General features: G+C 70.8%; 16 protein-coding genes. 9 read left to right on the top strand and 7 right to left on the bottom strand.

Annotated elements, in window-relative coordinates; all coding sequences use genetic code 11:
- Positions 1 to 32 precede the first annotated feature (32 nt).
- The gene (locus tag HEB94_RS40450) at positions 33 to 3,203 is read right to left on the bottom strand and encodes an AfsR/SARP family transcriptional regulator (RefSeq protein WP_192754732.1); all 3,171 of its coding nucleotides are present in this window, start codon (positions 3,201 to 3,203) and stop codon (positions 33 to 35) included.
- Between the two features lie 515 nt (positions 3,204 to 3,718).
- On the opposite strand from HEB94_RS40450, the gene HEB94_RS40445 reads away from it, so the two are divergent.
- On the top strand, positions 3,719 to 3,928 hold the full coding sequence (locus tag HEB94_RS40445; protein WP_192754731.1) for a hypothetical protein: 210 nt from the start codon (positions 3,719 to 3,721) through the stop codon (positions 3,926 to 3,928).
- 176 nt (positions 3,929 to 4,104) lie between these two features.
- Here HEB94_RS40445 and glgB read toward each other — a convergent pair whose 3' ends face one another.
- From glgB to HEB94_RS40425, 4 genes are all read right to left on the bottom strand, one after another.
- Positions 4,105 to 6,357 (bottom strand): 1,4-alpha-glucan branching protein GlgB, encoded by a 2,253-nt coding sequence (glgB, locus tag HEB94_RS40440; RefSeq protein WP_192754730.1) that lies wholly within the window; start codon positions 6,355 to 6,357, stop codon positions 4,105 to 4,107.
- A gap of 54 nt (positions 6,358 to 6,411) precedes the next feature.
- Positions 6,412 to 7,821, bottom strand: coding sequence for a maltokinase N-terminal cap-like domain-containing protein (locus HEB94_RS40435; RefSeq protein ID WP_238361752.1), 1,410 nt, complete (start codon positions 7,819 to 7,821; stop codon positions 6,412 to 6,414).
- A 95-nt stretch (positions 7,822 to 7,916) separates the two neighbouring features.
- Positions 7,917 to 9,611, bottom strand: a complete 1,695-nt coding sequence (gene treS / locus HEB94_RS40430) for a maltose alpha-D-glucosyltransferase (protein WP_192754728.1) — start codon at positions 9,609 to 9,611, stop codon at positions 7,917 to 7,919.
- Positions 9,608 to 11,929, bottom strand: a complete 2,322-nt coding sequence (locus HEB94_RS40425; RefSeq protein WP_192754727.1) for an alpha-1,4-glucan--maltose-1-phosphate maltosyltransferase — start codon at positions 11,927 to 11,929, stop codon at positions 9,608 to 9,610. Before HEB94_RS40425 ends, treS begins: the two co-directional genes overlap by 4 nt.
- A 266-nt stretch (positions 11,930 to 12,195) precedes the next feature.
- Here HEB94_RS40425 and glgP point away from each other — a divergent pair, with 266 nt between their 5' ends.
- The 3 genes from glgP to HEB94_RS40410 are packed head-to-tail and all read left to right on the top strand — an operon-like array spanning position 12,196 to position 17,036.
- A complete protein-coding gene (gene glgP / locus HEB94_RS40420; RefSeq protein WP_192754726.1) occupies positions 12,196 to 14,784 on the top strand; it encodes an alpha-glucan family phosphorylase in 2,589 nt (862 codons plus the stop codon).
- 48 nt (positions 14,785 to 14,832) lie between these two features.
- Positions 14,833 to 16,194: an alpha-amylase family protein gene (locus HEB94_RS40415; protein WP_192754725.1), complete on the top strand. Its 1,362-nt coding sequence runs from the start codon at positions 14,833 to 14,835 to the stop codon at positions 16,192 to 16,194.
- A 41-nt stretch (positions 16,195 to 16,235) separates the two neighbouring features.
- Positions 16,236 to 17,036, top strand: a complete 801-nt coding sequence (locus tag HEB94_RS40410) for a hypothetical protein (protein ID WP_192754724.1) — start codon at positions 16,236 to 16,238, stop codon at positions 17,034 to 17,036.
- A gap of 66 nt (positions 17,037 to 17,102) precedes the next feature.
- Here the strand turns inward: HEB94_RS40410 and valS are convergent, their stop codons facing one another.
- Positions 17,103 to 19,763, bottom strand: a complete 2,661-nt coding sequence (gene valS / locus HEB94_RS40405) for a valine--tRNA ligase (RefSeq protein ID WP_192754723.1) — start codon at positions 19,761 to 19,763, stop codon at positions 17,103 to 17,105.
- A 432-nt stretch (positions 19,764 to 20,195) separates the two neighbouring features.
- Here valS and HEB94_RS40400 point away from each other — a divergent pair, with 432 nt between their 5' ends.
- The 3 genes from HEB94_RS40400 to HEB94_RS40390 are packed head-to-tail and all read left to right on the top strand — an operon-like array spanning position 20,196 to position 21,350.
- Entirely contained in the window at positions 20,196 to 20,522 is a 327-nt protein-coding gene (locus HEB94_RS40400; protein ID WP_192754722.1) for a hypothetical protein, read from the top strand.
- A gap of 2 nt (positions 20,523 to 20,524) precedes the next feature.
- On the top strand, positions 20,525 to 20,884 hold the full coding sequence (locus HEB94_RS40395; RefSeq protein ID WP_192754721.1) for a hypothetical protein: 360 nt from the start codon (positions 20,525 to 20,527) through the stop codon (positions 20,882 to 20,884).
- Complete coding sequence (locus HEB94_RS40390; protein WP_337918272.1) at positions 20,877 to 21,350, top strand: hypothetical protein; 474 nt, start codon at positions 20,877 to 20,879, stop codon at positions 21,348 to 21,350. The genes HEB94_RS40395 and HEB94_RS40390 overlap by 8 nt, the downstream gene beginning before the upstream one ends.
- 7 nt (positions 21,351 to 21,357) lie before the next feature.
- Here the strand turns inward: HEB94_RS40390 and HEB94_RS40385 are convergent, their stop codons facing one another.
- The gene (locus HEB94_RS40385) at positions 21,358 to 21,957 is read right to left on the bottom strand and encodes a GNAT family N-acetyltransferase (RefSeq protein WP_337918271.1); all 600 of its coding nucleotides are present in this window, start codon (positions 21,955 to 21,957) and stop codon (positions 21,358 to 21,360) included.
- A gap of 66 nt (positions 21,958 to 22,023) precedes the next feature.
- Here HEB94_RS40385 and HEB94_RS40380 point away from each other — a divergent pair, with 66 nt between their 5' ends.
- Both HEB94_RS40380 and HEB94_RS40375 read left to right on the top strand, forming a co-directional pair.
- Positions 22,024 to 24,675 carry a valine--tRNA ligase gene (locus HEB94_RS40380; RefSeq protein ID WP_192754720.1) on the top strand — a complete coding sequence of 884 codons (2,652 nt, stop codon included), beginning with the start codon at positions 22,024 to 22,026 and terminating at the stop codon, positions 24,673 to 24,675.
- A 155-nt stretch (positions 24,676 to 24,830) separates the two neighbouring features.
- A complete protein-coding gene (locus tag HEB94_RS40375; RefSeq protein WP_192754719.1) occupies positions 24,831 to 26,213 on the top strand; it encodes a bifunctional folylpolyglutamate synthase/dihydrofolate synthase in 1,383 nt (460 codons plus the stop codon).
- Positions 26,214 to 26,223: the final 10 nt, after the last annotated feature.

Here is a 26,223-nt window from a genome sequence, read left to right as displayed (position 1 = left end):
CCGCCGACCCGTTGGTCCCTGTCTTCGCGGGCTCAGGACGGCGGTGGCCAGTCCTGCTCGGCGAGGGTGGTGTACGGCGAGGACGCGATGACGGACTCGGGCACCCCGAGCAGGCGCAGCGCCTCGCCGTAGTTTCGGCGCGACCCCGCGCTGTAGGCCGCGTCGTACCCGGACGCGCCCAGCACGGTCCGGGCCGCGTCGGCGACCCGGGCGACCACGGGGTCGTGGTCGACCACGACGGCCCGGAACGCCGCCGCGACTCCGAGCAGTTGGGCCGCCGTCACGGCGTCGCCCTCGCGGAGGGTGATCTCCGCCAACGCCGTGACCGCATCCACGCACTCGTGCAGAGGGCCCCCGAACGCCGCGACCTCGACCGCCGCGCGGAACCGCTCCCGCGCCTGCGCGAGGTCCCCCTCCTGCACGGCGACCCGGCCCAGCCCGAACAGGGCGTTCGTCCGGTTGCCGATGCTCTTGATCCAGTGCGGCTCGAACCGTGCCAGCGCGTCCTCGTAGCACCGTCGCGCGGTCGGCAGGTCGCCCTCGAGCCACGCGATGTCACCCCGTCCGCGCAGCGCGGCGGCCAGATAGGTGGGGTGGGCGGCTCGGCGGGCGATCTCCGCCGCGCGGTCGTAGTCGGTTCGGGCGAGCGCGAGGCTCTCCCGACCCGGTGGGGCGAGGGCTTCGGCGCGCAGGCGGTAGTCCGCCCGGTTGCACAGCAGGTCGGCGAGGTCCTCGGTCGCGTTCAGCTCCTCGGCGAGCAACAGAGCCTCGTCGGTCAGGGCAAGCGCTCTCGCATGGTCACCGCACATGGCGCTCAGGCCGGCGAGTGCGTCCAGGGCGACGGCCGTACCCCAGCGGTCCCCGACCGAGCGGAAGGCGGCGAGGGCGGCGCTGAACTCCCGCTCGGCCGCGCCGAGGTCGCCGGAGGTCAGGTGCGGGTAGCCCCACACGAGCTGGGCGACCGCGCGCTCCCAGGGGTCGGTGCTCGCCATGCCGGCCTTGATGACCGTGAGGGCGACGTGCGGATCGGCCGCACCCGCGTTCAGGATCGGCCAGACGAACGTGATCACCGGATGGTGGCGGGGCCGGCCGGCCAGCAGGGCCTCGGCCGCCGGGCGGTGGCGGCTCCACGCCTCCCGGCCCGCACTGTCGGCCGCGGCCGACAGTCCGCACAGGATGTAGGCCTCCTCCAGGCCCGCGGGCGGATCGGTGCCCACCAGGTCGAGGAGCGCCACGGCCTGTCCCGCGACCGTCCCACGCAGACCCCGTATCCACAGGTACGACGACAGCGTGGCGAGCAGCCGCATCGCGACCTCGACGTCCCTCACCTCGATGCGCCGCCGAAGGGCGGCCTGGAGGTTCTCCTGGTCGGCGTCGAGGACGGCCAGCCAGTCCAGCTGCTCGGACCGCAGCAGGTGGGGCTCCGCGGTGGTGGCGAGGTCGAGGAAGTAGCCGGCGTGCGCCCGGTCCAGCCGCTCGGTCTCGCCCGCGGCGTCCAGGCGTTCGGCGCAGTACGCCTGGATGGTGGCGAGCATGTGATAGCGCCCGCTCGTGACGTCCAGCAGCGACTTGTCGGCCAGCGAGTCGAGCAGATCCTCCGCCTCGGACGCGTCGGGAAAGCCGCAGACCCGTGCGGCGGCCTCGACGGTCGTCCCGCCGACGAAGACGCTCAGGCGTCGTGCCATGACCTGCTCGGCCTCCGACAGCAGATCCCAGCTCCACGCGACGACCGCCCGCAGCGTCCGGTGGCGGGCCTGCGCCGTACGACTGCCGCGGGTCAGCAGCCGGAACCGGTCGTCGAGCCGGCCGGCCAGGTCGGTGAGCTCCAGGCCGCGCATCCGGGCGGCGGCCAACTCGATCGCGAGCGGGAGGCCGTCGAGGTCCGCGCAGATCCGGCGCACGAGTTCGGCCGAGGCATCCTCGACGACGAAGCCCGGACGTACGGCGGCCGCCCGGTCGGCGAAGAGCCGCGTGGCGGCGGCGAGGGGGAGTGGGCCCACCGGCCACAGGTGCTCCCCGGTGATGCCGAGGGGCTCTCGGCTCGTCGCGAGGACGCGGAGGCCCGGTGCGCCAGCGAGCAGCCGCTGGGCCAACGCGGCCAAGGGCTCGACCAGGTGCTCGCAGTTGTCCAGGACGAGCAGCAGCGGCCGATCGGCGAGGGCCGCCGCCAGCCGGTCGACGGGCGTCGTCCCGCTGCCCGGTGCGAACAGCCCGCCGTCTCGCAGGCCGAGCGCTGCGAGGATCGCCGGCGGCAGCTCGCGTTCGTCACGCAGCGGGGAGATCTCGACGAAACAGGTGTCGGACAGGCGGCTCGCGACCTCGATGGCCAACCGGGTCTTGCCGGCGCCACCCGGTCCGACCAGCGTGACGAGCCGGGCACTGCCGAGCAGCGCCTCGACACCGGGTACGTCGTCGTCCCGGCCGACGAACGTCGTGAGCTGTGCCGGCAGTACCGGCGCGGCCGGACGCCGGTCGCCGCGAAGCAGTTCCCGGTGCACCTCCGCGAGTTCGGGACCCGGGTCCGCTCCGAGCTCGTCGGCCAGTCGGTGCCGGATCCGCTCGAAGACGGCCAGCGCCTCCGCCTGCCGGGCCTCGGCTCGCAGGGCCTGCATGAACAGCACGTGCAGCCGCTCGCGCAGCGGCTGATGCTCGACGAGCTCCCGTACCTCCGGCAGCACCGAGCGCGCGGCGCCTCGCCGCAGGTCCGCCTCGATCCGGTCCTCCTGGGCGGCGAGCCTGCGTTCCTCCAACCGCGCGACGTGCGGCCGGGCGGAGGTCGCCTCAGCGGCGTCGGCGAGCGCGGGTCCACGCCACAGGGTGAGCGCGGTGCGGAGCGCCTCCGCGGCCGCACGGGCCTCGCCGGCGAGGAGTGCCTCCCGGCCCTCGTCGGCGAGCCGCTCGAACCGTACGGCGTCGATTCGGTCGCTCTCCACGCTCAGCCGGTACCCGGTGGGGAGGCGCTCGATGGTGGCATCCGCTCGTAGGGTCTGCCGGAGCCGCGACACCTGGGACTGCAGGGCGTGGGCGGCACCGGCGGGCACGTCCTCGCCGTAGAGGTCGTCGATCAGCTGGTCCGGCGGGACCACCGTGCCGTCACGCAGGAGCAGCAGGGCCAGCAGGGCGCGGCGAGTCGGGCCGCCGAGGGCGACCTCGCTGCCGTCCTCGTGCCACGCGCGGGTGGGTCCCAGGATGCCGAACCGCATGCGGGTATCTTCCGCGATCCGCTCCGCCCGCGAGCAGCGGGCTATGGCCACCGACGTGTTGGCAGGCCCCGCCCCGGCGATGCAAGCGTTCCTTGACAGCATTGCCGTCAGCTCGACGCCGTGCTCGCCGAAATCCGGTCGACGTCGTCCACCTGGTGTGGAAGCCTGGAACGGTGCGGCCGAGGGTGGCCGAGATCGTGACTTCCTGCTCCGACTACTATGTGGTCACGATCCGGACCGTCGTCGAGAAATGTCTCGCGAAGACTTCGCGGCCGTTCGGAATGCCGCGCCGGCTTACGGCGTTGGCACGTAACGGGTCGGGAGAGTGCATCCAGATGATGCTCCGGCGAAACCTCGCCGGCACATTCCCACGTCACCATCGAAGTGGTGACCAGTCCTGCGAACACACAGAGCAAGACCGGAAATCACTGTCGGGGGTCAACGAAGACGCCTTGCGTGGAGGCGTGTGACTGGTCGTGAGGACACCCCTCACCTCGACCAAACACCAGCAACCTATGGAGACTGAGAACACCATGTGGCCTGCCATTGCTAACTACGCCGACGACTACACCGAACGGCTCGAGCAGCGGACCAGGGTTTCGGCCCACCGCGTCGCGCAGCCGAGGAACCGGTGGATGGTCCGGTCGCTTCGCGGCACCGGCGTTCGACTGGCTCGGCTCGCCGACCGGCTGGAAGCGCCGCGTGCCGGCGTCGAGGCCTACTGACCTGAACCCGCTCGTTTCGTCCGGGGATCCCGTGCGCGTCGCCCGAACCGCCGATCCCTGATCACTCGAAACCTCGAGACCTGACCGCGGCGCATCCACAGTCCGCGGCCCGCACGAAACTCGGCCCCGGCGGTAACCCCGCCGGGGCCGAGTCGTGTCCGCGGCGAGGACGCCGGTCACGACGTCGGCGTGTAACGGAGCCAGAGTGTGCCAAGTGGCGGGAGTGTCAGGCTGGTCGACGCCGGCCGCCCGTGCCAGCTCTCCGGTACGGCGGGCAGCGTGCCGAGGTTGCCGACGCCCGACCCCGCGTAGGTTCGCGCGTCGGTGTTGACGACCTCGTGCCACATGCCGGTGCACGGCAGCCCGAGGCGGTACTGCGCGTGGGGCACGGCGGCGAAGTTCGCGACGCAGGCGGTGATCGTGCCGTCAGGACCGGTACGCAGGAAGCTGAACACGTTGTTTCCCGCGTCGTTCGCGTCGATCCAGGAAAACGCCTCGGAGACGTGGTCGGTGGCCCACAGCTCCGGGGCGGCCCGGTAGGCGGCGTTGAGGTCGCGGACGAGTTGGCGCACTCCCTGGTGCTCGGAGTGCTCCAGCAGCCACCAGTCGAGCTCGCGCGACTCGGCCCACTCGGCCGCCTGGGCGAACTCTCCGCCCATGAACAGCAGCTGCTTGCCCGGGTGGGCCCACATGAAGCCGAGGTAGGCCCGCAGGTTGGCGAGCTGCTGCCAGCGGTCGCCCGGCATCTTGGCGAGCAGGGATCCCTTGCCGTGCACCACCTCGTCGTGGGACAGCGGCAGGACGAAGTTCTCGGAGTGGGAGTAGACGAGGGAGAACGTCATCTGGTGATGGTGGTACTGCCGGTAGATCGGCTCGTGCCGGAGGTACTCGAGCGAGTCGTGCATCCAGCCCATGTTCCACTTGAAGCCGAAGCCCAGCCCGCCCAGGTGAACCGGCCGGGTCACGCCCGGCCAGGCCGTCGACTCCTCCGCGATCGTCGTGATGCCCGGCACCCGGCGGTAGCAGGTCGCGTTGACCTCCTGCAGGAAGCTCACCGCGTCGAGGTTCTCCCGGCCGCCGTACTGGTTCGGCGTCCACTCGCCCTCGGCGCGGGAGTAGTCGAGGTAGAGCATCGAGGCGACGGCGTCCATCCGCAGCCCGTCGATGTGGAACTCCTCGAGCCAGTACAACGCGTTGGCCAGCAGGAAGTTGCGGACCTCCCGGCGACCGAAGTCGAAGATGAGCGTGCCCCAGTCGGGGTGCTCGCCGCGGCGGGGGTCGGCGTGCTCGTAGAGCGGAGTCCCGTCGAAGCGGGCGAGCGCCCAGTCGTCCTTCGGGAAGTGCGCCGGGACCCAGTCGAGGATGACCCCGATCCCCGCCTGGTGCAGCGCGTCGACCAGGGCGCGGAAACCGTCGGGATCTCCGAACCTCGCGGTGGGCGCGAAGTACGACGAGACCTGGTAACCCCAGGAACCACCGAACGGGTGCTCCATCACCGGGAGCAGTTCGACGTGGGTGAAGCCCATCTCCACGACGTAGGGGACCAGCTCCTCGGCGAGTTCGCGGTAGGTGCGGCCCCGCCGCCACGAGCCGAGGTGGACCTCGTAGGTGCTCATGGGTTCGGCATGGGTCTGCGCGGTGGACCGCCGGGCCATCCACTCCTGGTCGCCCCAGGAGTAGGTCGAGTGGAACACCATCGAGGCGTTGGCTGGTGGTGTCTCGGTGCGGAACGCCATCGGGTCGGACTTCTGCCGCCGCAGGCCGTCCCGACCAAGGATCTCGTAGCGATAGAGCGCACCGTCACCCACGTCGGGAACGAACAGCTCCCAGACACCGCTGCCGCCCATCGAGCGCATCGGATGGCCGCGGCCGTCCCAGAAGTTGAAGTCGCCGACGACGCGGACGCCCTCGGCGTTCGGGGCCCACACCGCGAAGGACGTGCCGGTCACCGTGCCGCCGGGTGTGTCGTACTCGCGGACGTGGGCGCCGAGAACCTGCCAGAGGTTCTCGTGCCGGCCCTCGCCGATGAGGTGCAGGTCGACCTCGCCGAGCGTGGGCAGGAAGCGGTACGGGTCGTCGGTGTGGACGGTCACGTCGTCGGGATAGGTCACCTCGAGGCGGTAGTCGGGGACCCGCTCGCCGGGGAGTACGCCGGTCCAGACCCCGGAGTACTCATGGGCCAGCTCGACCCGTTCGTCGCCGACCCGGACCACCACCCCTTCGGCCATCGGGCGCAGCACCCGGACGAGGACGCGGCCCTCGTGCGGGTGCGGTCCGAGGAAGGTGTGCGGGTTGTGGTGGGCGCCGGCCAGCAGCCGGTCGATCTCCTCCCGGCCGACCGTCGAGCCCGCGGAGGAAGCCACGGGCTTGGAGCCGGTGGCCGGCGCCGAGCCGTTGGTGGGCTGGGACGTGGTGCGGTGATCGGACATCCGGGTGCACCTTTTCTTCTGATCGGCTACGGACTCTGATCGGCTACGGACTGGTCAGCCGGCGAGTCTGCGCACCGCCGCGAGGGGGATACCGATCCAGTCCGGGCGGGTGCGTGCCTCGTAGACGACCTCGTAGACCGCCTTGTCCGTTTCGTAGGCACGCAGCAGGACGGCGTGGTCGCGCGGGTCGATGCCCGCCACCTCGCCGTAGCCCTCGCAGAACGCCGAGCGGTTGCGCTCCGCCCACTCCGCCGCGCGGTAGCTGAGCTGGTGCTCGTCGGCGCGGTCGTGGTCGGCGAGGAGGTGCTGCGCGGCGTAGTCGAAGGAGCGCAGCATTCCCGCGACGTCGCGGATCGGCGAGTCGAGGGTGCCGCGCTCCTCCCAGGCCCGGGCGGGCTCGCCCTCGAAGTCGATGATCCGCCAGCCGCCGACCGTTCGCATGGCCTGGCCGAGGTGGAAGTCACCGTGGATGTGCTGGACGGGCATGGAGCCGACCGACCGCTCCAGGTCGTCGTAGGCGTCGCGGAGTCCGCCGGCGTAGGGCGCCAGGGCGGGTACGGCGGCCACGGAGTCGGCGAGCCGACCACGCATCGCCGCCGCCAGGCCGGTGAGTTCCTCCGGGCCCCACTCTCCGGTCGGGAGGTAGCGCGCCATGTCGGCGTGGACCTCGGCAGTGGTGGCACCGAGCCGGTGCGACTCGCCGGCGAAGTCGCCGCCCACCTCGTCGGCGTGCAGGTCGGCCTCGGCGTAGAGGTCGCGCACGCTCGTGATCGCGAGCTCCCAGCCGTCGGTGGCCGTCCGGAAGAAGTCGCTGTACATCCCGAGGTCGCCGCGCGCCCGCTTGCCGTCGGCGTCGGGCCACTCGGCGTCCAGCCAGCCGAAGAGCCGGGCGACGTTGCCGCAGTCGTGTCGCGCGAAGGCCTCGTGGACCTCGATGTCGGGGTTGCGGCCGTGGTGGACGCGACGGAAGACCTTGAGCAGGACGTCCTCGCCGTAGACGAGGGAGGTGTTGCTCTGTTCGGCGGTCAGCACGAGAGACGACTCGTCCCGCGCGACCTCGATCGTCCCGAGCCGGTGGAACGCCAGGTCGGGTTTGACGACGTCGTCGAGCAGCCCGTGCAGGAGCAACGCCGTCGCGGCCTTGTCGTGCAGGGCGTCGTAGACCCAGACGGGCACGCCGCCGAGATCGGGCTCCTCCCATTCCGACACCGCGGCATGGGCGAGCAGCTCGGCCGGCTCGTCGTGGTAGGACAACGGCACCTGGTAGACGTCGAGTGCGGTGCCGTTGCCGTCGGCGTACCGAACGGTGACCAGCTCGACCCGAACGGCGGGCCAGGCACCGGGTTCGGACAGCCAACTCAGCGGGTGGGCGGATTCGATCGTGAACTCCCTGCCCTTGCCCGTGAACCACCGCTGACGCTCGAGGAAGTCGTGCAGGCCAGTGGTCTGAGTGGCTTTCACCATCATTACCTTTCGTTCGCTGTGTGCCGCCGGCCGTGGGCGGGCTCCCTCGGAGATCCCGCCCTCACCGCCGGCGCGCTCCGACCGGTCTGCTCCGCTCAGGCCAAGGGCTCCTCGCCGGAGGGGTGGGGTAGCCGGAACCAGTAGAAGCCGTGGCCGCCGAGGGTGAGGAGGTAGGGCAACTCGCCGACGTGCGGGAAGCGCACGCCTCCGAGGAGTTCGATGGGCTCGGCCCCTTCCCACCGGCGCAGGTCGAGTTCGACCGGCTGGGGGAACCTCGAGAGGTTGTTGACGCAGAGTACGACGTCATCGCCCAACTCTCGCACGAACGAGAGAACGCTGGGGTTGCTGCCACCGAGGTCGGTGAAGGTGCCGGAGCCGAACGCCGGGTTCTGCTTGCGGACGTGGATCATCCGGCGTACCCAGTGCAGCAGCGACGACGCGCTCTGGAGCTGCGCCTCGACGTTGACGGCCTGGTAGCCGTAGATCGAGTCCATGATCACCGGCAGGGTCAGCCGACCCGGCTCGCAGGCGGAGAAGCCCGCGTTGCGGTCCGGTGTCCACTGCATCGGCGTGCGGACCCCGTCGCGGTCACCCAGCCAGATGTTGTCGCCCATACCGATCTCGTCGCCGTAGTAGATGATCGGCGAGCCCGGCAGGGACAGCAGGAGCGCCGTGAAGAGCTCCATCTGGTTGGTGTCGTTCTCGAGCAGCGGGGCGAGCCGGCGCCGGATCCCGATGTTGGCCTTCATGCGGGGGTCCTTGGCGTACTCCGCCCACATGTAGTCGCGGTCCTCGTCGGCGACCATCTCGAGGGTCAGCTCGTCGTGGTTGCGCAGGAAGATGCCCCACTGGCAGCGGTCGGGGATCTTCGGAGTCTGCGCCATGATCTCGGAGATGGGGTAGCGGGACTCACGGCGTACGGCCATGAAGATGCGCGGCATCACCGGGAAGTGGAACGCCATGTGGCACTCGTCGCCACCGCTGCCGAGATCGCCGAAGTACTCCACCACGTCCGCCGGCCACTGGTTGGCCTCGCAGAGCAGGACGCGGTCGGGGTAGTCGGTGTCGACCTCCTTGCGGATCCGCTTCAGGAACTCGTGCGTCCGCGGCAGGTTCTCGCAGTTGGAGCCCTCCTCCTCGAAGAGGTAGGGCACGGCGTCCAGCCGGAAGCCGTCAATTCCGAGGTCGAGCCAGAAGCGCAGGGCGTCGACGATGGCGTCCTGCACGCTCGGGTTCTCGAAGTTCAGGTCCGGTTGGTGGGAGAAGAAGCGGTGCCAGAAGTACTGCTTGCGGATCGGGTCGAAGGTCCAGTTGCTGGTCTCGGTGTCGACGAAGATGATCCGCGCGTCGGAGTACCCCTCGTCGGTGTCGGCCCAGACGTAGAAGTCGCCGTAGGGACCCTCGGGGTCGGCGCGGGAGGCCTGGAACCACGGGTGCTGGTCGGACGTGTGGTTCATGACGAAGTCGACGATCACCCGGATGCCTCGGGCATGCGCCGCCTCGATGAAGTCCACGAAGTCCTCGTGGGCGCCGACGTCGGGCGCGATCGCGGTGTAGTCGGCCACGTCGTAGCCACCGTCGCGCAGCGGCGAGACGTTGAACGGCGGCAGCCACACGCAGTCGATGCCGAGCCACTGGAGATAGTCGAGCTTCTCCTTCAGCCCACGAAGGTCACCTACACCGTCGCTGGTGGAGTCGGCGAACGAGCGGACCAGGACTTCGTAGAAGACGGCGTGCTTGTACCACTCCGGGTCGGAGCTCAGGCCGCCTTCGGTAGCTAGTTGGGTCATGCGGATCCCCACTGAAGGGCGAGAATGTGGGCGGATTGGTGTGCCGGGTCGAGCCGGACGTAGTTGTGCTGGCCCCAACGCCAGCTCTCCCCGGTGATCTCGTCGCGGACGATGAAGGTGTCCGACCAGTCCAGGCCGAGGTCTGGCATGGTGAGCGAGACGGTCGACTCGTGGGGTGCGTGTGGGTCGAGGTTGACCACGACGAGCACGGTGTCGTCACGACCGTCGGGGAGCCGTTCCCGCTTGGAGAAGACCACCAGGTTGGGGTCGGGTACGTGATGGACGCTCAGGTTGCGCAACCGCCGCAGAGCCGGGTGCTGGCGCCGGATGTGGTTGAGCTGGCCGAGGTAGGGAGCGATGGACTGCCCGGCGAGCTCCCCGCCCGGCTCGTACGCGGCCCAGTCGCGCGGCCGGTACTGGTACTTCTCGGAGTTGAGGTACTCCTCGCTGCCGGGCCGGAGCGCGAGGTGCTCGCAGAGTTCGAACCCGGAGTAGACGCCCCAGGTCGGTGAACCCATGGCGGCCAGCACGGCCCGGACGCGGAACGCCGCCGGGCCACCCTCCTGGAGGTAGGCGGTCAGGATGTCCTGGGTGTTGACGAACAGGTTGGGCCGCAGGAAGTCCGACGTGTGCCGGCTCAGTTCGGTGAGGTAGGACTCCACCTCGTCCTTGGTGTTGCGCCAGGTGAAGTAGGTGTAGGACTGGTGGAACCCGACCTTGGCGAGCGTCTGCAGCATCGGTGGCCGGGTGAACGCCTCGGACAGGAAGAGGACGTCCGGATCGGTCCGGCGTACTTCCGCGAGCAGCCACTCCCAGAACCGCACCGGCTTCGTGTGCGGGTTGTCCACCCGGAAGATCCGGACTCCGTGGCCGATCCAGTGCCGGACGACGCGGAGCACCTCGGCGTAGATCCCCGCGGGATCGTTGTCGAAGTTGATCGGATAGATGTCCTGGTACTTCTTCGGCGGGTTCTCCGCGTAGGCGATCGTCCCGTCGGACAGCGTGGTGAACCACTCCGGGTGGGCCTTCACCCAGGGGTGGTCCGGCGCCGCCTGCAACGCCAGGTCGAGCGCGATCTCCAGGCCGAGGTCACGAGCGCGGTGGACGAACGTGTCGAAGTCCTCGATCGTGCCGAGGTCGGGGTGGACGGCGTCGTGCCCGCCCTCGTCGGCGCCGATCGCCCAGGGCGAGCCGGGGTCGCCGGGACCGGTCTGGAGGGTGTTGTTGGGGCCCTTGCGGTTGAAGCGCCCGATCGGGTGGATCGGCGGGAGGTAAACGACGTCGAAGCCAAGGTCGGCGATCGCCGGCAGCCGCTCGGCGGCCGACTTGAACGTGCCCGACACCCAGATGCCCTCGTCCTCGGCGTAGTAGGCGCCCTCCGAACGCGGGAAGAACTCATACCAACTGCCGTACAGTGCGCGCTCGCGGTCGACCCAGAGCGGGAACGTCTCCGAGACGGTCAGCATGTCCCGCAGCGGGTGGGCGGCGAGGAGCTCCAGCACGTCCGGGGCCGTGGCGGCGTACATCCGAGCCTGCGCGGGCCGGGACTCGTCCTCCAGCGCCCGCACGGCCGCCCAGAGCAGGTCGCGGCCGTCGCTGTCGTCCTCGGGCAGGTTGTCGGCCGCCCGGCGCAGGACGAGCGCGCCCTCGACCAGCATGAGTTCGACGTCGACGCCGGCAGCGATCTTGACCTCGGCGGCGTGGCGCCACGTACCGACGGGGTCGCTCCATGCCTCGACCGCGTAGGTCCAGGCGCCCTCGGCGTCGGGACGGATCCGCGCCGTCCAGCGGTCGGTGCCGGGCTCGTCGCAGCGCATCGGCGTCCAACCGAGCGTGCGCCCGTCGGGACCGCGGGTCACGACGTTGGCCCCGAGGGCGTCGTGTCCTTCCCGGAACACGGTCGCGGCGACGGTCAGTGCCTCGCCGACCACGGCCTTGGCGGGGAACCGGTCACCAGCGCGGACGTCGGGTGTGACGTCGATGATCGGGATGCGCCCGACGGCGGTCCTCGGTGGGAACGACGTGGCCTCGCGACCGTTGCCCGTGCCGTTGCTCCCACCGTTGTGTTTCGCGGTGTCCTGCTCCGAGCCACCCTCGCGCGCCGGCTCAGCGGGAGCCGGCTGGCGTACGGCCTGCTCGGCGCTCTGGGCTCGCTCGGTGGTCGGAGCCTGCTCGGCAGGGGGCGTCGAAGCAGCCGTGGTGGACTGCCCGACCGCCGGATTCTGAGGGGACGGCTGGGTCGGGTCGGCGCGGTGACGCGCCTGGTCGGCCGGTGCTGTCTCGGCTTGCGAGCGGGGGTGCTCGTTCTTGGAAGACATAGGAGTCCGGAAGAAGAGGAAGCGGCGGTTTTTTTGTCGACGCTGGGACACGGCGGTGAACCTACCCACCCCAGTATCAATGTTTCCGACCGGGCACGCACGTCGCCGTAGCGGGTCGGTGCTTACCGGACCGGTCGACGCGAGGGCCACTGAGATGTCCATAAGGGAGTGGTTCCCCCTCGAACGTTGCAAAACCTTGCTCTTCTTGCAACAGGAAAGCATGCCAACGGCGTGTCGGCCGCCGCCCTGGGTTAGCCTCTGCCCTCGTGCGTGCCATCCGACGATTCACCGTCCGACCGGTCCTTCCCGAGCCGCTTGCGCCGCTCGGCGACCTCGCCATGAATCTCCGCTGGTCCTGGCACCCCGCCACCCAGGACCTCTTCGCCGCCGTCGACTCCCAACTGTGGGCCGCCACCGGCCACGACCCGATGCGGCTCCTCGGAGAGGTCTCCGGCGAGCGTCTCGCGGAGCTCAGCTCCGACGACGGCTTCCTCGCCGAGCTTCGCGTGGCCGCGGCCGACCTGCGAAGTTATCTGAGCGAGGACCGGCGATACCAATCGCTCGGCTCCGACGTACCCCGCCAGATCGCCTATTTCTCCCCGGAGTTCGGCATCACCGCCGTGCTCCCGCAGTACTCCGGCGGCCTCGGCATCCTCGCCGGTGACCACCTCAAAGCGGCCAGTGACCTCGGCGCGCCCCTCCTCGGGGTCGGCCTGCTCTACCGCCACGGCTACTTCAAACAGTCACTGTCCGGCGACGGCTGGCAGCAGGAGCGTTACCCGATCGTCGACCCCCAGGCGATGCCGCTGAGCCTCCTTCGCGAGTCCGACGGCGCGCCGGCCCGGGTCGTGGTCGGCCTGCCCGGTGGCCGGACCCTCGCCGCCCAGATCTGGGTCGCGCAGGTCGGCCGAGTGCCCCTCCTCCTGCTCGATTCGGGCATCGAGGACAACCAGCCCGCCGAGCGCGACGTCACCGACCGGCTCTACGGCGGGGGCACCGAGCACCGGCTGCTGCAGGAGATGCTCCTCGGCGTCGGCGGGGTCCGCGCGCTGCGCACCTACTGCCGCATCACCGGTGCGCCGGCGCCGGAGGTGTTCCACACCAACGAGGGCCACGCGGGCTTCCTCGGGCTGGAGCGCATCCGCGAGTACGTCGAGGAGCGCGGTCTGGACTTCGACTCGGCGCTCGAGGTGACCCGGGCGGGCACGGTCTTCACGACCCACACACCCGTCCCGGCCGGCATCGACCGGTTCGCCCGTGACCTGGTGGAGCAGCACTTCAGCGGTGACAACGAGGCCCCCGGCGTGCCCATCGACCGGATCCTCGCGCTCGGCGCCGAGGACTACGAGGGCGGCGACCCCAGCCTGTTCAACATGGCCGTCATGGGGCTGCGACTCGGCCAGCGGGCCAACGGCGTGAGCGCCCTGCACGGCGAGGTGAGCCGGGGGATGTTCGCCGGTCTGTGGCCGGGCTTCGACGAGACCGAGGTGCCGATCACTTCCGTCACCAACGGTGTCCACGCGCCGACCTGGGTCGCCCGGGAGATGGGCGAGCTCACCCGGATCGACGAGGGCACCGGCACCACCGACTGGAGCGTGGTCGACCAGATCCCCGAGTCCGCCATGTGGAAGACGAAGGCGTCCATGCGGGCGCGACTCGTCGAGTACTCCCGTGCCCGCCTGCGTGAGTCCTGGCTCGCGCGCGGCGCCTCCGAGGCGGAGCTGGGCTGGATCGAGCACGCGCTCGACCCCGACGTGCTGACCATCGGATTCGCCCGCCGGGTGCCGTCGTACAAGCGACTCACCCTCATGCTCGCCGACCGGGACCGGCTCAAGCGGCTCCTGCTCGACCCGGAGCGGCCGCTGCAGATCGTCATCGCCGGTAAGGCGCACCCCGCCGACGACGGCGGAAAGCGACTGATCCAGGAGGTCGTCTGGTTCGCCGACGACCCCGAGGTGCGCCACCGGATCGTGTTCCTGCCCGACTACGACATGGGGCTGGCCTACCCGCTGGTCACCGGTTGTGACGTCTGGCTCAACAACCCGTTGCGCCCCTACGAGGCATGCGGAACCTCCGGCATGAAGGCGGCCCTCAACGGCGGCCTCAACGTCTCCATCCGGGACGGCTGGTGGGACGAGTGGTTCGACGGCGAGAACGGCTGGGCGATCCCCTCCGCCGACGGCGTCGGCGACCCGGACCGGCGGGACGATCTCGAGGCGCACGCGCTCTACGACCTGCTGGAGAACCAGGTCGCGCCGCGGTTCTACGACCGCGACGAGCACGGTCTGCCCCGCCGCTGGCTGGAGATGGTCCGGCACACCCTGAAGTCGCTTGGCCCGAAGGTGCTTGCCACCCGGATGTTCGACGACTACGTACGCCAGCTCTACGCGCCGGCCGCGGTGAGCTCGCGCGCCCTGAACGCGTCCTTCGAAGGTGCCCGGCAGCTGGCCGCCTGGAAGCGGCGGGTGCGTGAGGCCTGGCACGACGTCCACGTCGACCACGTGGAGTCCGGGGGAGTCGGCGAGGGCGCCGAGGTCGGTGGATCGGCCGGGCTCCGGGTCTTCGTGAGCCTGGGCACGCTGTCGCCGGAGGACGTCGACGTCCAGGTGCTGCACGGCCGCGTCGATGACGTCGACCGACTGCAGAACCCCAGCACGCTCTCGTTGACGCCGGCCGAGAGCTACGAGGCAGGTCGCTACCGCTACGAGGGCGAGGTGCGGTTCGACCGGACCGGTCCGGTCGGTTACACCGTGCGCATCCTGCCGCACAACGACAACCTCGCCTCCGCGGCTGAACTCGGCCTGGTCGAGTGGCCGCCCGCGGCGCAACCGATGGTCAACGGCGACTTGCGCTGACGACGCTCGACGGGCGTCCGGCGAAGCCGGTGTGGGCAGGGGGTATCGATGGCGTCGTGGATCGACGATGCGGTCCTGTGGCACGTCTACCCACTCGGCTTCGTCGGTGCCCCGCCGAAGGCGCTGCCATCCGGCGCCCCGGTCGAGCATCGGCTGCCACGGTTGGAGAGCTGGCTCGACTACGCCGTCGACCTCGGGTGTTCCGGGTTGCTGCTCGGCCCGATCTTCGCCTCCGAGACGCACGGGTACGACACGGTCGACCACTTCCGGATCGACCCGCGCCTCGGTGACGACGCGGACTTCGACCGGCTGGTGGCGGCCGCCCACGCGCGCGGGCTGCGGCTCGTGCTCGACGGCGTCTTCAACCACGTCGCGCGGACGTTCCCGATGTTCCTGCAGGCGCGGGCCTCCGGTCGGGGCTCCGCCGCCGACCGGTGGTTCCGGCACACGGGTGAGGCAGCGGACGCCTACGACACGTTCGAGGGACACCATCGGCTCGTCGCGTTCAACCATGCCGATCCCGCCGTCGTCGACTATGTGACGCGGGTCCTGACGTACTGGCTCGGCCGCGGCGTGGCCGGTTGGCGCCTCGACGCCGCCTACGCCGTTCCGGCCGACTTCTGGCGGCAGGTGCTCGCCGCTGCTCGGGCCACGCATCCCGACGCGTGGTTCGTGGCAGAGGTGATCCACGGCGACTACGCGGACTTCGCGCGGGCGAGCACGGTCGACTCGGTCACGCAGTACGAGCTGTGGAAGGCGATCTGGAGCAGCCTGAACGACCGCAACCTGTTCGAGCTCGCCTGGGCCCTGCGCCGCCACGAGGGGTTCCTGGCCGCCGAGCTGCCCCAGACCTTCACCGGAAACCACGACGTGACCCGGCTGGCCACCAGACTGGACGACGGACGCCACCTCGGGCACGCGCTCGCCGTGCTGATGTGCGTGGCCGGGGTTCCCACGATCTACGCCGGCGACGAGCAGGCGTTCCAGGGCACCAAGGAGGAGCGGGAGGGCGGCGACGACGCGATCCGGCCGGAGTTCCCGGCGTCACCGGCCGGCCTGGACGGGTCCGGCTGGCCACTCCACCGGCTGCACCAGCGCCTGCTCGCCTTCCGGCGAAGGCATCCCTGGCTGGCTCGGGCGTGTACGTCCGTCCCGCACGTGGCCAACCGCGCCCTGGCCCTGCACTCACGTCCCTCGCTCGTCGCCGGCGCGGCGACGGACCCACCCGGCGATGAGGTCCTGCTCTTGGTGAACCTCGACGACGAGGAGTACGACTTCCCGGTCGACACCGCCGGCTTCGAGGTGGCGGAGACACCGGTCGGCGACGACCCGCGCGGTGACGCTGCCCGGAGCGGTGCGTCCCTGTCGTCGGTACCCGCGCACGCCTGGTCGATCCTGCTCCGCACCTGACTCGCTGGTGCTCCGCCACGCCAGATCACGACAATGGGTCGGTGATCAACGGCCTGGACGAGCTCGTACGAACCGCGCTGGCCGATCCGCGCATCGAGGCTGTCCTTCGTCATGGCGACTGGTACCTCCTCGGATCCCGCGCGATGACGGCCGAGGACGACCTCAGCGACTGGGACACGGTGGTTCTCACGTCCGAAGACGTCGACCACGACGTCCCTGCTGACGTGCTGGACGAGGCCTTCGCGGTGACCCGGCCGCGGTTGGCTAGCCCGCCGAGCCTCGAGCTACACATCCGCTGGCGTCGATCGCAGGCGATCGAGTTGCGCGCCCTCGGGCCCTCAGGCCGCGCCTCCCGGGAACGCGACCTCGCCGAGTGGGCGTTCCAACTGCGACACGCTGTTCCGCTGCGGCTGGCCGCCGACGTGGGGGAGCCGTACCGCGCGCAGGTCGAAGCCCGCTTCGATCGAGATCGTCACCGCCTTGCCCAGCGGGCCTACGAAGAGTTCCGAACGTGCCGCAACCAGGCTGTGGCCACCCTGCCACGCTCGGACCAGGCCGCCGAGGCGCTGACCGCCGCCCTGTGCGTACGGCATGCGGCACAGTTCTGGCTGCTCGCCGCCGGAGAGCCGCACCCGGGTGCCAAGTGGTTGTTGCACACCCTGGAACGGCACCCGGGAGCCGGCGAGGTGCTCGCCGCCATGCGCACGGCTGTCGACCTGCGTCACGAACCAGAGCAGCGGTTCGACGCCCTCTGGACCCTGTGGAGGCTGGTCGACCACCACGCCGACACGCACGGCATCGACAAGGCAGTCCTCGCCGGATCGCCGTTCCGCCGTCTCTGACCACACCGACCTGGGCACACGCGACGCGGGCGCTCAGGTCGGCGATCGTGGCCGACCAGCCTCGGTTCAGACCCGGACGTCGATGATGAGCTCCGTCGCGGTGGGGTCGGTGACCAGCGCCAGGTCCCCGATCCGGCCGGCGGCGGCGAGGTCGTGGCGGGCCGACTCGAGCAGCGCGATGTCTCCGGCTGATCCGCGGAGCTCGACCCTCGCGAGGTCGGCACGCATCGACAGTTGCCGAGTCGACTTCTCACCGCGGATCTGGGACAGCGCCGTACCGACGGCGGCCAGCAGGCGGGCGTCGCCGTCGCCGGACGGGAACTCCGCCCGCGTCGGCCATGCCTGGCGGTGGATGGAACCATCCCGCCACCACGACCACACCTCCTCGGTCACGAACGGCATGATCGGTGCGAACAGCCGTAGCTGCACCGACAGCGCGACCGCCAAGGCGGCCTTGACGGAGGGATCGCCGCGGTAGGCGCGGTCCTTCACGAGCTCCACGTAGTCGTCGCAGAAGTCCCAGAAGAACCGCTCCGTGGCCTCGAGCGCGCTGGTGTAGTCGTAGGACTCGAACGCCTTCGTCGCGGTCTGGACCGTCGCGGCGAGCCCGGCGAGCATCGCCCGGTCGAGGGGATCGCTGACCAGGGTCGGGTCGGGATCGGTGGCGCCGAGCCCGAGAACGAACCTGCTGGCGTTCAGGATCTTCGTCGCCAGTCGGCGCCCGACCTTCATCTGGGTCTCGTCGAAGGGCGAGTCCAGACCAGGCCGCGCGCCCGCCGCCCGCCAGCGCACGGCGTCGGAGCCGTAGCGGTGGAGCACGTCGATCGGCGTGCTCGCGTTGCCCTTGGACTTGCTCATCTTCTTCCGGTCGGGGTCGACCACGAAGCCCGAGATGGCGGCCCGCCGCCACGGCAGCGAGTCGTGCTCGAGGTGGGAGCGCACCACGGTGTAGAACAACCAGGTCCGGATGATCTCGTGGGCGTGTGCGTGCAGGTCCATCGGGAACGTCTTCGCCCACAGCTCCGCGTCGCGCTCCCACCCGCACGCGATCTCGGGCGTCAGCGACGAGGTAGCCCAGGTGTCCATCACGTCGGGGTCGGCGACGAAGCCGCCCGGCCGGCCGCGCTGCTCCTCGGTGAATCCGTCGGGCGTCTCCGCGGCGGGGTCGACCGGCAGCCGCCGCTCGTCCGGCACGATCGGCTCGCCGTAGCGTGGTTCACCTCTCTCGTCGAGGGGGTACCACACCGGGATCGGGACCCCGAAGTACCGCTGCCGGCTGATCAGCCAGTCACCGGTGAGGCCCTCGACCCAGTGCTCGTACCGGTGCCGCATGAAGTCGGGCACCCACGCGAGTTCCCGGCCCCGCGCAAGGAGGGCTTGACGGACGTCGGCGTCGCGGCCGCCGTTGCGGATGTACCACTGCCGGCTGGTCACGATCTCGAGCGGCAGGTCGCCCTTCTCGTAGAACTTCACCGGGTGCGTCAGCTCCCGCGGCTCGCCCACCAGGTCACCGGACTCGCGCAGGAGCTCCACGATCCGTCGCTGCGCCTGTCGGACGGTGCGGCCGGCGAGTTCGGCGTAGGTGCGTTCGCCCTCGAAGGCCAGTCCGGCCGGCGGGTCGGGGAGGAACCGGCCGTCTCGACCGATGACCGCGCGGGTCGGCAGGTCGAGCTCGCGCCACCAGACGACGTCGGTGACGTCGCCGAACGTGCAGATCATCGCGATGCCCGAGCCCTTCTCCGGGTCGGCCAGCCGATGGGGCAGCACCGGCACCCGGGCTCCGAACAGTGGTGTCCGCACGGTCGTCCCGAACGACGGTTGGTACCGCTCGTCGTCAGGGTGGGCGACCAGAGCGACACAGGCGGGCAGGAGTTCGGGCCGGGTCGTCTCGATGTGCACGGCCGCGCCGGCCCCACCAGCCGCACCGTCGGGGTGGAAGGTCAGTCGGTAGAAGGCGGCCGGGAGTTCGCGGTCTTCGAGTTCGGCCTGTGCGACGGCGGTCTGGAACGTCACGTCCCACAGCGTCGGCGCCTCCGCCTGGTAGGCCTCCTCGCGGGCGAGGTTGCGCAGAAAGGCGCGCTGGGACACCGTGCGAGCGGTCTCACCGATGGTGGTGTAGACGAGGGACCAGTCGACCGAGAGGCCGACCTGGCGCCACAGCTCCTCGTAGGTCTTCTCGTCCTGGGCGGTGAGCACCTCGCACAGGTCGATGAAGTTGCGGCGGGAGATGGGCGCCTGCGCGTCGGACGGCCGGCGCGCCGAACCCTTGGTCCCGGCTGCCGCAGGCGTGGTCAGGGCCGCCACGTCGAAGTCGGGGTCGAAGGGGATGGATGGTTCGCAGCGGACGCCGTAGTAGTTCTGCACCCGGCGTTCGGTGGGCAGGCCGTTGTCGTCCCACCCCATGGGGTAGAAGACCTCGTTGCCGCGCATGCGTTGGAAGCGCGCGACCGTGTCGGTGTGGGTGTAGGAGAACACGTGACCCACGTGCAGGTCGCCCGATGCGGTCGGTGGCGGGGTGTTGATCGAGAAGACCCGCTCCGCCGGGACGGACCGGTCGAAGGCGTAGGTGCCGTCGGCGGCCCAGCGTCGCGCCCACTTGTCCTCGAGGCCGTCGAGGCTCGGGCGGTCCGGGATGGGGGTGGCGGGGGTCTCGGGGCGGTTGGTCGTCGGCTCGGCCGGCTGGCCCTGGGTCGTGGCCTGGTCGGTCGCTGCGTCGATGGGCGGCATGGATGGCTCACCTCGTAAAGGGGCGGGCGTGCGGTCGTCGGCACGCCGCAGCCGAAGAGAAGGTGCGGAAAAGGGTGCGGAAAAGCGACGAGGGGTACGGATCAGCGAGCGCTCAGAGGCGCGTGGCTACTCGCGCCCGCGCGCTGCCGTGGCAGATCGGGGCGTGGTCGAGGGGCGATCCGTTGTGAGTCATCGCGGCCAATCATAGGGCCGATCGCACGCCGGCGGGGGTCTGCCGACCGTCCGAGATCACCCGAGTCGCCCCGTTCCCGTGATCACGAGCATGATCACCGAGTCAAAGGGGGTGTGGGACCGAGGGGGGAGCAGGTCGACGCGACTCCCCCCGAAACCGCCTACTACGGTATGTAGTCTTACATGTCGTAGTAGGGTCGGCGTCGCGTCGAGGCGCCGCGGTCTCGTGGAGGTGTGGCAATGGGGGACTACGGCAGCGCGGAGTCGGCGCTGGACGAGGTACGCCGGAACGGCCGCCGGATCATCGATTCCGAACTCGCCCGACTCCTGCGGCGCTCGCCCCAGTTGGCGCGCCAGGACGTCGCCGCGATCGACCAGGCGCTGGACCGGGTCCTCGACCGGCTGATCGTCGAGCGGGTCCGCCGGGTCGCCGGAGCGAGACCCGAACTCCTCGACACCGCGGTCGGCCTGTTCGACCCGCCGGGCCACCTGCGGGGATGCCGCGCGACAGGCCCTATGGTCTGGTGCGGGGAAGAGCGCGGAACGAGACCAGAGACGGAGGAGTGACGGTGATCGACGTACTGTCCACCGGACTCATCGTCGTCGGCCTGCTCTTCGCCGCCCTGTCGCTCGGGAGCGCCCTGCTCAAGCGGGCGCCGGACAACCTCCAGGTCGGTGCGGCCGCCGTCGTCGAAGTGCTGCTGCTGGTCCAGGTCGTGGGCGCGGTCGTGCAACTGATCCGGGGTGAGCGAGCCGCGGAATTCGCGACATTCCTCACCTATCTCATCGTCTCGATCCTGGTGCTGCCCATCGCCGTCCTGTGGGCCGCCTCGGAGCGCAACCGGTGGAGCAGCGCCGTCCTCGGTGTGGCCGGGCTCGTGGTCGTCGTCCTGGTCGTCCGACTCCAGCAGGTGTGGGCCGGTGCCTGAGCCCACCTCTTCGACGTCCCCGACTCCGACGCCCTCCACCAGCACCGGCCAGGGTAGTTCGCGGGCCCCCTCGCACACGTCGTCGGGACCGGGCCGGGTACTCGTCGCGGTGTACGCGGTGTTCGCGCTGGCCGCCAGCGCCCGGGCCGTCGTCCAGATCGCGACGAACTTCCACGAGGCTCCGGTCGCGTACCTGCTCTCCGGCTTCTCCGCGGCGGTCTACGTCGTCGCCACGGTCGCCCTCGCCCGCGGCGGAACGGCGGCGCGGCGGGTGGCCTGGTGCGCGTGCACGGTCGAGTTCCTGGGCGTGGTGACGGTCGGGATCTTCAGCCTGGTCGACCGGGCGGCGTTCCCGGACGCGACGGTCTGGTCGGTGTTCGGCCGGGGCTACGCCTTCATCCCGCTGGTGTTGCCGATCATCGGCCTGCTCTGGCTTCGGCGCACCGGCCGCGCACGTCGCGCCTGAGCACCCTTCACAGCTCCTTCATCATGGTGTCGGCGTTCTCGTCTCCGCCCACCACCGCGAACCCTTCGGCGGCGTAGAGCCTGGCGGCGTGGTTGGCGCGTTCGACGGAGAGGCTGACCCGGGCCAGGCCCTCGGCTCGCGCCAGGTCGACCACCGCCCGCAGAAGCACTCGGCCGAGGCCTCGACCGCGCCAGCCGGCCGCCACGGCGAGGCTCAACTCCGGGACGTCCTCGGCGACGAAGCCGTAGCCCGGTGCGTCGGCGCCGAAGCAGCGCCACCAGGCGGCGCCGACCAACCGCCCTGGATCCCCACCGGAGCCCCCGCCCGTTCCCGCAGCCGAAGCCTGCGCGACGACTCCGTGCTCGCCGGGTGCCGGCCAGCCGTCGACGTACTTCGACAACGCCGGGTCGGCCCGGAACGCCTCCATCGTGAAGGGCGGCCGGTCTGGCGCCCAGTTGAACGCCGCGAGGGTCATCTCGGCGATGAAGTCGGCGTCGGCGGGGGTCGCCGCCCGCAGCACGTACGGCTGGCCGGAGGACGCGGCGGGCGACAGCGCGGGCGACGGCGTGGGAGACGGCGTGGAAGCGGGGAAGGTGCTCTCGGTCACGGCGCGAAGTCTGCACCTCCCACCGGCCGGATGGCCACCCCGTCGTGGGTCCCTAAACTGCACCGCATGAGTGCGTCGCAGCGGCCCGATTCCGCGCCTGAGCTCCCGCAGACCTTCGTCCCCGCCGAGGTGGAGGGGAAGCTGTACGAGCGCTGGGTCGAGCGCGGCTACTTCACACCGTCGGGCAAGCCGGACGCGACGCCGTACTCGATCGTCATCCCGCCGCCCAACGTCACCGGTTCGTTGCACGTCGGGCACGCCCTGGACCACACGATCCAGGACATTCTCGTCCGCCGTCGCCGGATGCAGGGGTTCGACGCCCTCTGGCTGCCGGGCATGGACCATGCCGGCATCGCCACCCAGAACGTCGTCGAGCGGGAGCTCGCCAAGGAGGGCCTGTCCCGCCACGACCTCGGCCGGGAGGCGTTCGTCGAGCGGGTGTGGCAGTGGAAGGCCGAGTCGGGCGGCCGGATCCTCGGCCAGATGCGCCGGCTCGGGGACTCCGTCGACTGGAGCCGCGAGCGGTTCACGATGGACGAGGGGCTGTCCAAGGCTGTCGGCACGATGTTCAGGCGGCTCTACGACGACGGGTTGATCTACCGCGCCGAGCGGATCATCAACTGGTGCCCGCGCTGCCTCACCGCCCTGTCCGACATCGAGGTGGAGCACTCCGACGACGACGGCGAGCTCGTGTCGATCCGCTACGGCGAGGGCGACGCGTCCGTGGTGGTGGCGACGACCCGACCCGAGACGATGCTCGGTGACACCGCGGTCGCCGTCCACCCGGACGACGAGCGGTATGCGCACCTGATCGGCACGGAGGTGGACCTGCCGCTGACCGGGCGACGGATCCCGATCGTGGCCGACGCCCACGTCGACCCCGAGTTCGGGACCGGCGCGGTCAAGGTGACCCCCGCGCACGACCCCAACGACTTCGAGATCGGCCGGCGGCACGACCTGCCGAGCCTCGTGATCATGGACGAGCACGGCGTGGTGACCGCGCACGGGCCGTTCCAGGGACTCGACCGGTTCGAGGCCCGGCCGGCGGTCGTCGCCGCGCTGCGGGCCGAGGGCCGGATCGAGAAGGAGGTCCGTCCCTACCGCCACGCCGTCGGTCACTGCCAGCGCTGCGACACGGTGGTCGAGCCGCGGGTGTCGCTGCAGTGGTTCGTGAAGGTGCAGCCGCTGGCCAAGGCGGCGAGCGACGCCGTACGCGAGGGCCGCATCACCATCCACCCGCCCGAGCTCGCCAACCGGTACTTCTCCTGGGTCGACAACATGCACGACTGGTGCATCTCGCGCCAGCTGTGGTGGGGGCACCGGATCCCGGTCTACTACGGTCCGGGCGGCGAGGTGGTCTGCGTCGGACCGGACGACGAGCCGCCGACCGGGGAGGGCTGGGCCCAGGACGAGGACGTCCTCGACACGTGGTTCTCCTCCGGCCTGTGGCCGCTGTCCACGCTCGGCTGGCCCGACGAGACGCCCGACGTGCAGCGCTACTACCCGACCAGTGTGCTCGTCACCGGCTACGACATCCTCTTCTTCTGGGTCGTCCGGATGGCGATGTTCGGTCTGTACGCCATGAACGACCGCGGCGCCGCCGACAGCGTGCCGTTCCGCGAGATCGTGCTGCACGGCATGGTCCGCGACGCGCACGGCAAGAAGATGTCGAAGTCGTTCGGCAACGTCGTCGACCCGCTGGACTGGATCGACCGCTACGGCGCTGACGCGACTCGCTTCACCCTCGCCCGCGGCGCCAACCCGGGCTCCGACGTCCCCATCACGGAGGAGTGGGCCCAGGGATCGCGCAACTTCGCGACGAAACTCTGGAACGCCTCGCGCTTCGCGCTGATGAACGGCGCGTCCACCGCCCTGCCGGTCCCGCCGGCCGGAGACCTGTCGAGCGCCGACCGCTGGATCCTGTCCCGGCTGCACCGGCTGATCGGTGAGGTCGACGCCTCCTACGACGGCTACGAGTTCGCCAAGGCCTGCGAGGCGATCCAGGCGTTCGCGTGGGGTGAGTTCTGCGACTGGTACGTCGAGCTCGCCAAGACGTCGTTGACAGCGGGCGGCGCTGCCGCCGACGCCACGCGGGCCGTCCTCGGCCACGTCCTCGACGGGCTGCTGCGGCTGCTCCACCCGGTCATGCCGTTCGTCACCGAACAGCTCTGGCTCGCACTCACCGCCACCGGTGAGGCCGAGCCGGCGCGGTCCCTCGTGGTGGCCGGCTGGCCGACCGCGCGGACGGAGTACGTCGACCCGGCGGCGGAGGCGGAGATCGGCGCGCTGCAGGCGTTGGTGACCGAGGTGCGCAGGTTCCGCTCCGACCAGGGCCTCAAGCCCGGCCAGCGGGTGCCCGCGCGGCTCGCCGGCATCGAGGGGACCGTCCTCGCGGCGCACGAGTCCGCGATCCGGACGCTGCTGCGGCTGGAGGTGCCCGGTCCGTCGTTCAGCGCGTCGGCCTCCCTTCCGGTGGCGGACGTCCGGGTCGAACTCGACACCGCCGGCACCATCGACGTGGCCGCCGAGCGCAAGCGGCTGGAGAAGGACCTCGGCAACGCGCGCCGTGAACGCGACCAGGCCGAACGCAAGCTCGGCAACGCGGAGTTCCTCGCCAAGGCGCCGGCGCCGGTGGTGGAGAAGGTCAACAAGCACTTCGCGACCGCACAGGCCGACGTCGCCCGCCTGGAGGCGCAGCTCGCCGCCCTGCCGAGCTGACCACGGAGAGTCATCGAGCGTGTACGACGGCGCATCGGGTGCGGTCCGCGGCCCTCGCCGGCGCCGGCGAGGGCGCGACGCCCACCCCTTCGGCAGGGCGCACGCTCGCACGCGGAACAATGCCATGGTGACCAGACGAGGAAGCGCAGGTAGCCATGGCAGCTCGTGACGCGGACGCTCAGGCACTGGAGGCGGCGGCCGCCTACTCGGAGGTGGAGAAGGCCCTGCTGGCCCGGCTCCCGGAGCACAAGTCGGTCGCGGGACCCACCCTGGAGCGGATCCGGCTGCTCTGCGAGCTGCTCGGCGAACCCCAGCACGCCGCGCCCGTGGTCCACCTCACTGGCACCAACGGCAAGACCACCACCGCCCGGATGGTCGACTCGCTCCTCGGCGCGTTCGGCGTCCGGGCGGGCCGGCTGACCAGCCCGCACCTCGCCGAGGTCCGGGAGCGGATCACCCTGGCCGGCCAGCCGGTGTCGCACGAACGCTTCGTGCAGGCCTACCACGAGATCATGCCGTTCGTGGATCTCGCCGATCCGCGTCTGGACCGGCCGCTGTCCTTCTTCGAGATCGTCACCGCGCTCGGTTTCGCGATCTTCGCCGACGCACCGGTCGACGCGGCGGTGCTGGAGGTCGGACTCGGCGGCCGGTTCGACGCGACCAACGTCGCCGACGGCAAGGTCGCGGTCGTCACACCGATCGCTGTCGACCACGCGCAGTACCTCGGAAACACGCCGGCGGAGATCGCTGGCGAGAAGTCCGGCATCATCAAGCCCGGTGCGGTGGCGGTGATCGCGCAGCAGGAGGTCGAGGTCGCCGAGGTGCTGATGCGCCGGGCGGCCGAGGTCGGTGCGACCGTGGCGCGGGAAGGGCTGGAGTTCGGGGTCGTCGCGCGTGAGCTCGCCGTCGGCGGGCAGCAGCTCACGCTGCAGGGCCTGACCGGCATGTACGACGGAATCTTCCTTCCCCTGCACGGCGCCTACCAGGCCCACAACGCCGTCTGCGCGCTCGCCGCGGTCGAGGCGTTCCTCGCCGGTGGCGTCACCGAGGGCGAGGGCCTGGACGCCGACCTGGTGCGGGCCGGGTTCGCCGACGTGCGTTCGCCCGGACGGCTGGAGGTCGTCCGCCGCGGCCCCACCGTCGTCCTCGACGCGGCCCACAACCCGCACGGTGCCAACGCGACCGCCGAGGCGATCACCGAGGCGTTCTCCTTCGATCCACTGATCGGCGTGGTCGGCGTGATGCGCGACAAGGACGTCGAAGGCGTCCTGGAGGCGTTCGAGCCGGTCTTGACCCGGATCATCTGCACGGAGAACTCCACCGCCCGGGCCATGCCGGCGGCCGAGCTGGCCGAGTACGCGACCGACATCTTCGGCGAGGACCGGGTCGAGATCGCACCGAGGCTGGACGACGCCCTCGAGCTGGGCGTCCAGCTCGCGGAGGAGAGCGGCAGCAGCGGCCTCGCGGCCGGCGGCGTTCTCGTCACCGGGTCGGTCATCACCGCCGGCGAGGCGCGTGTCCTGCTCGGAGGGCGCTGAACCATGCGGT

The organism is Actinopolymorpha pittospori (genome assembly GCF_014873875.1).
Lineage (GTDB): Bacteria > Actinomycetota > Actinomycetes > Propionibacteriales > Actinopolymorphaceae > Actinopolymorpha > Actinopolymorpha pittospori.
The sequence above is the reverse complement of the archived record's forward strand: the minus strand, read 5'-3'. Positions and strand labels throughout refer to the sequence as shown.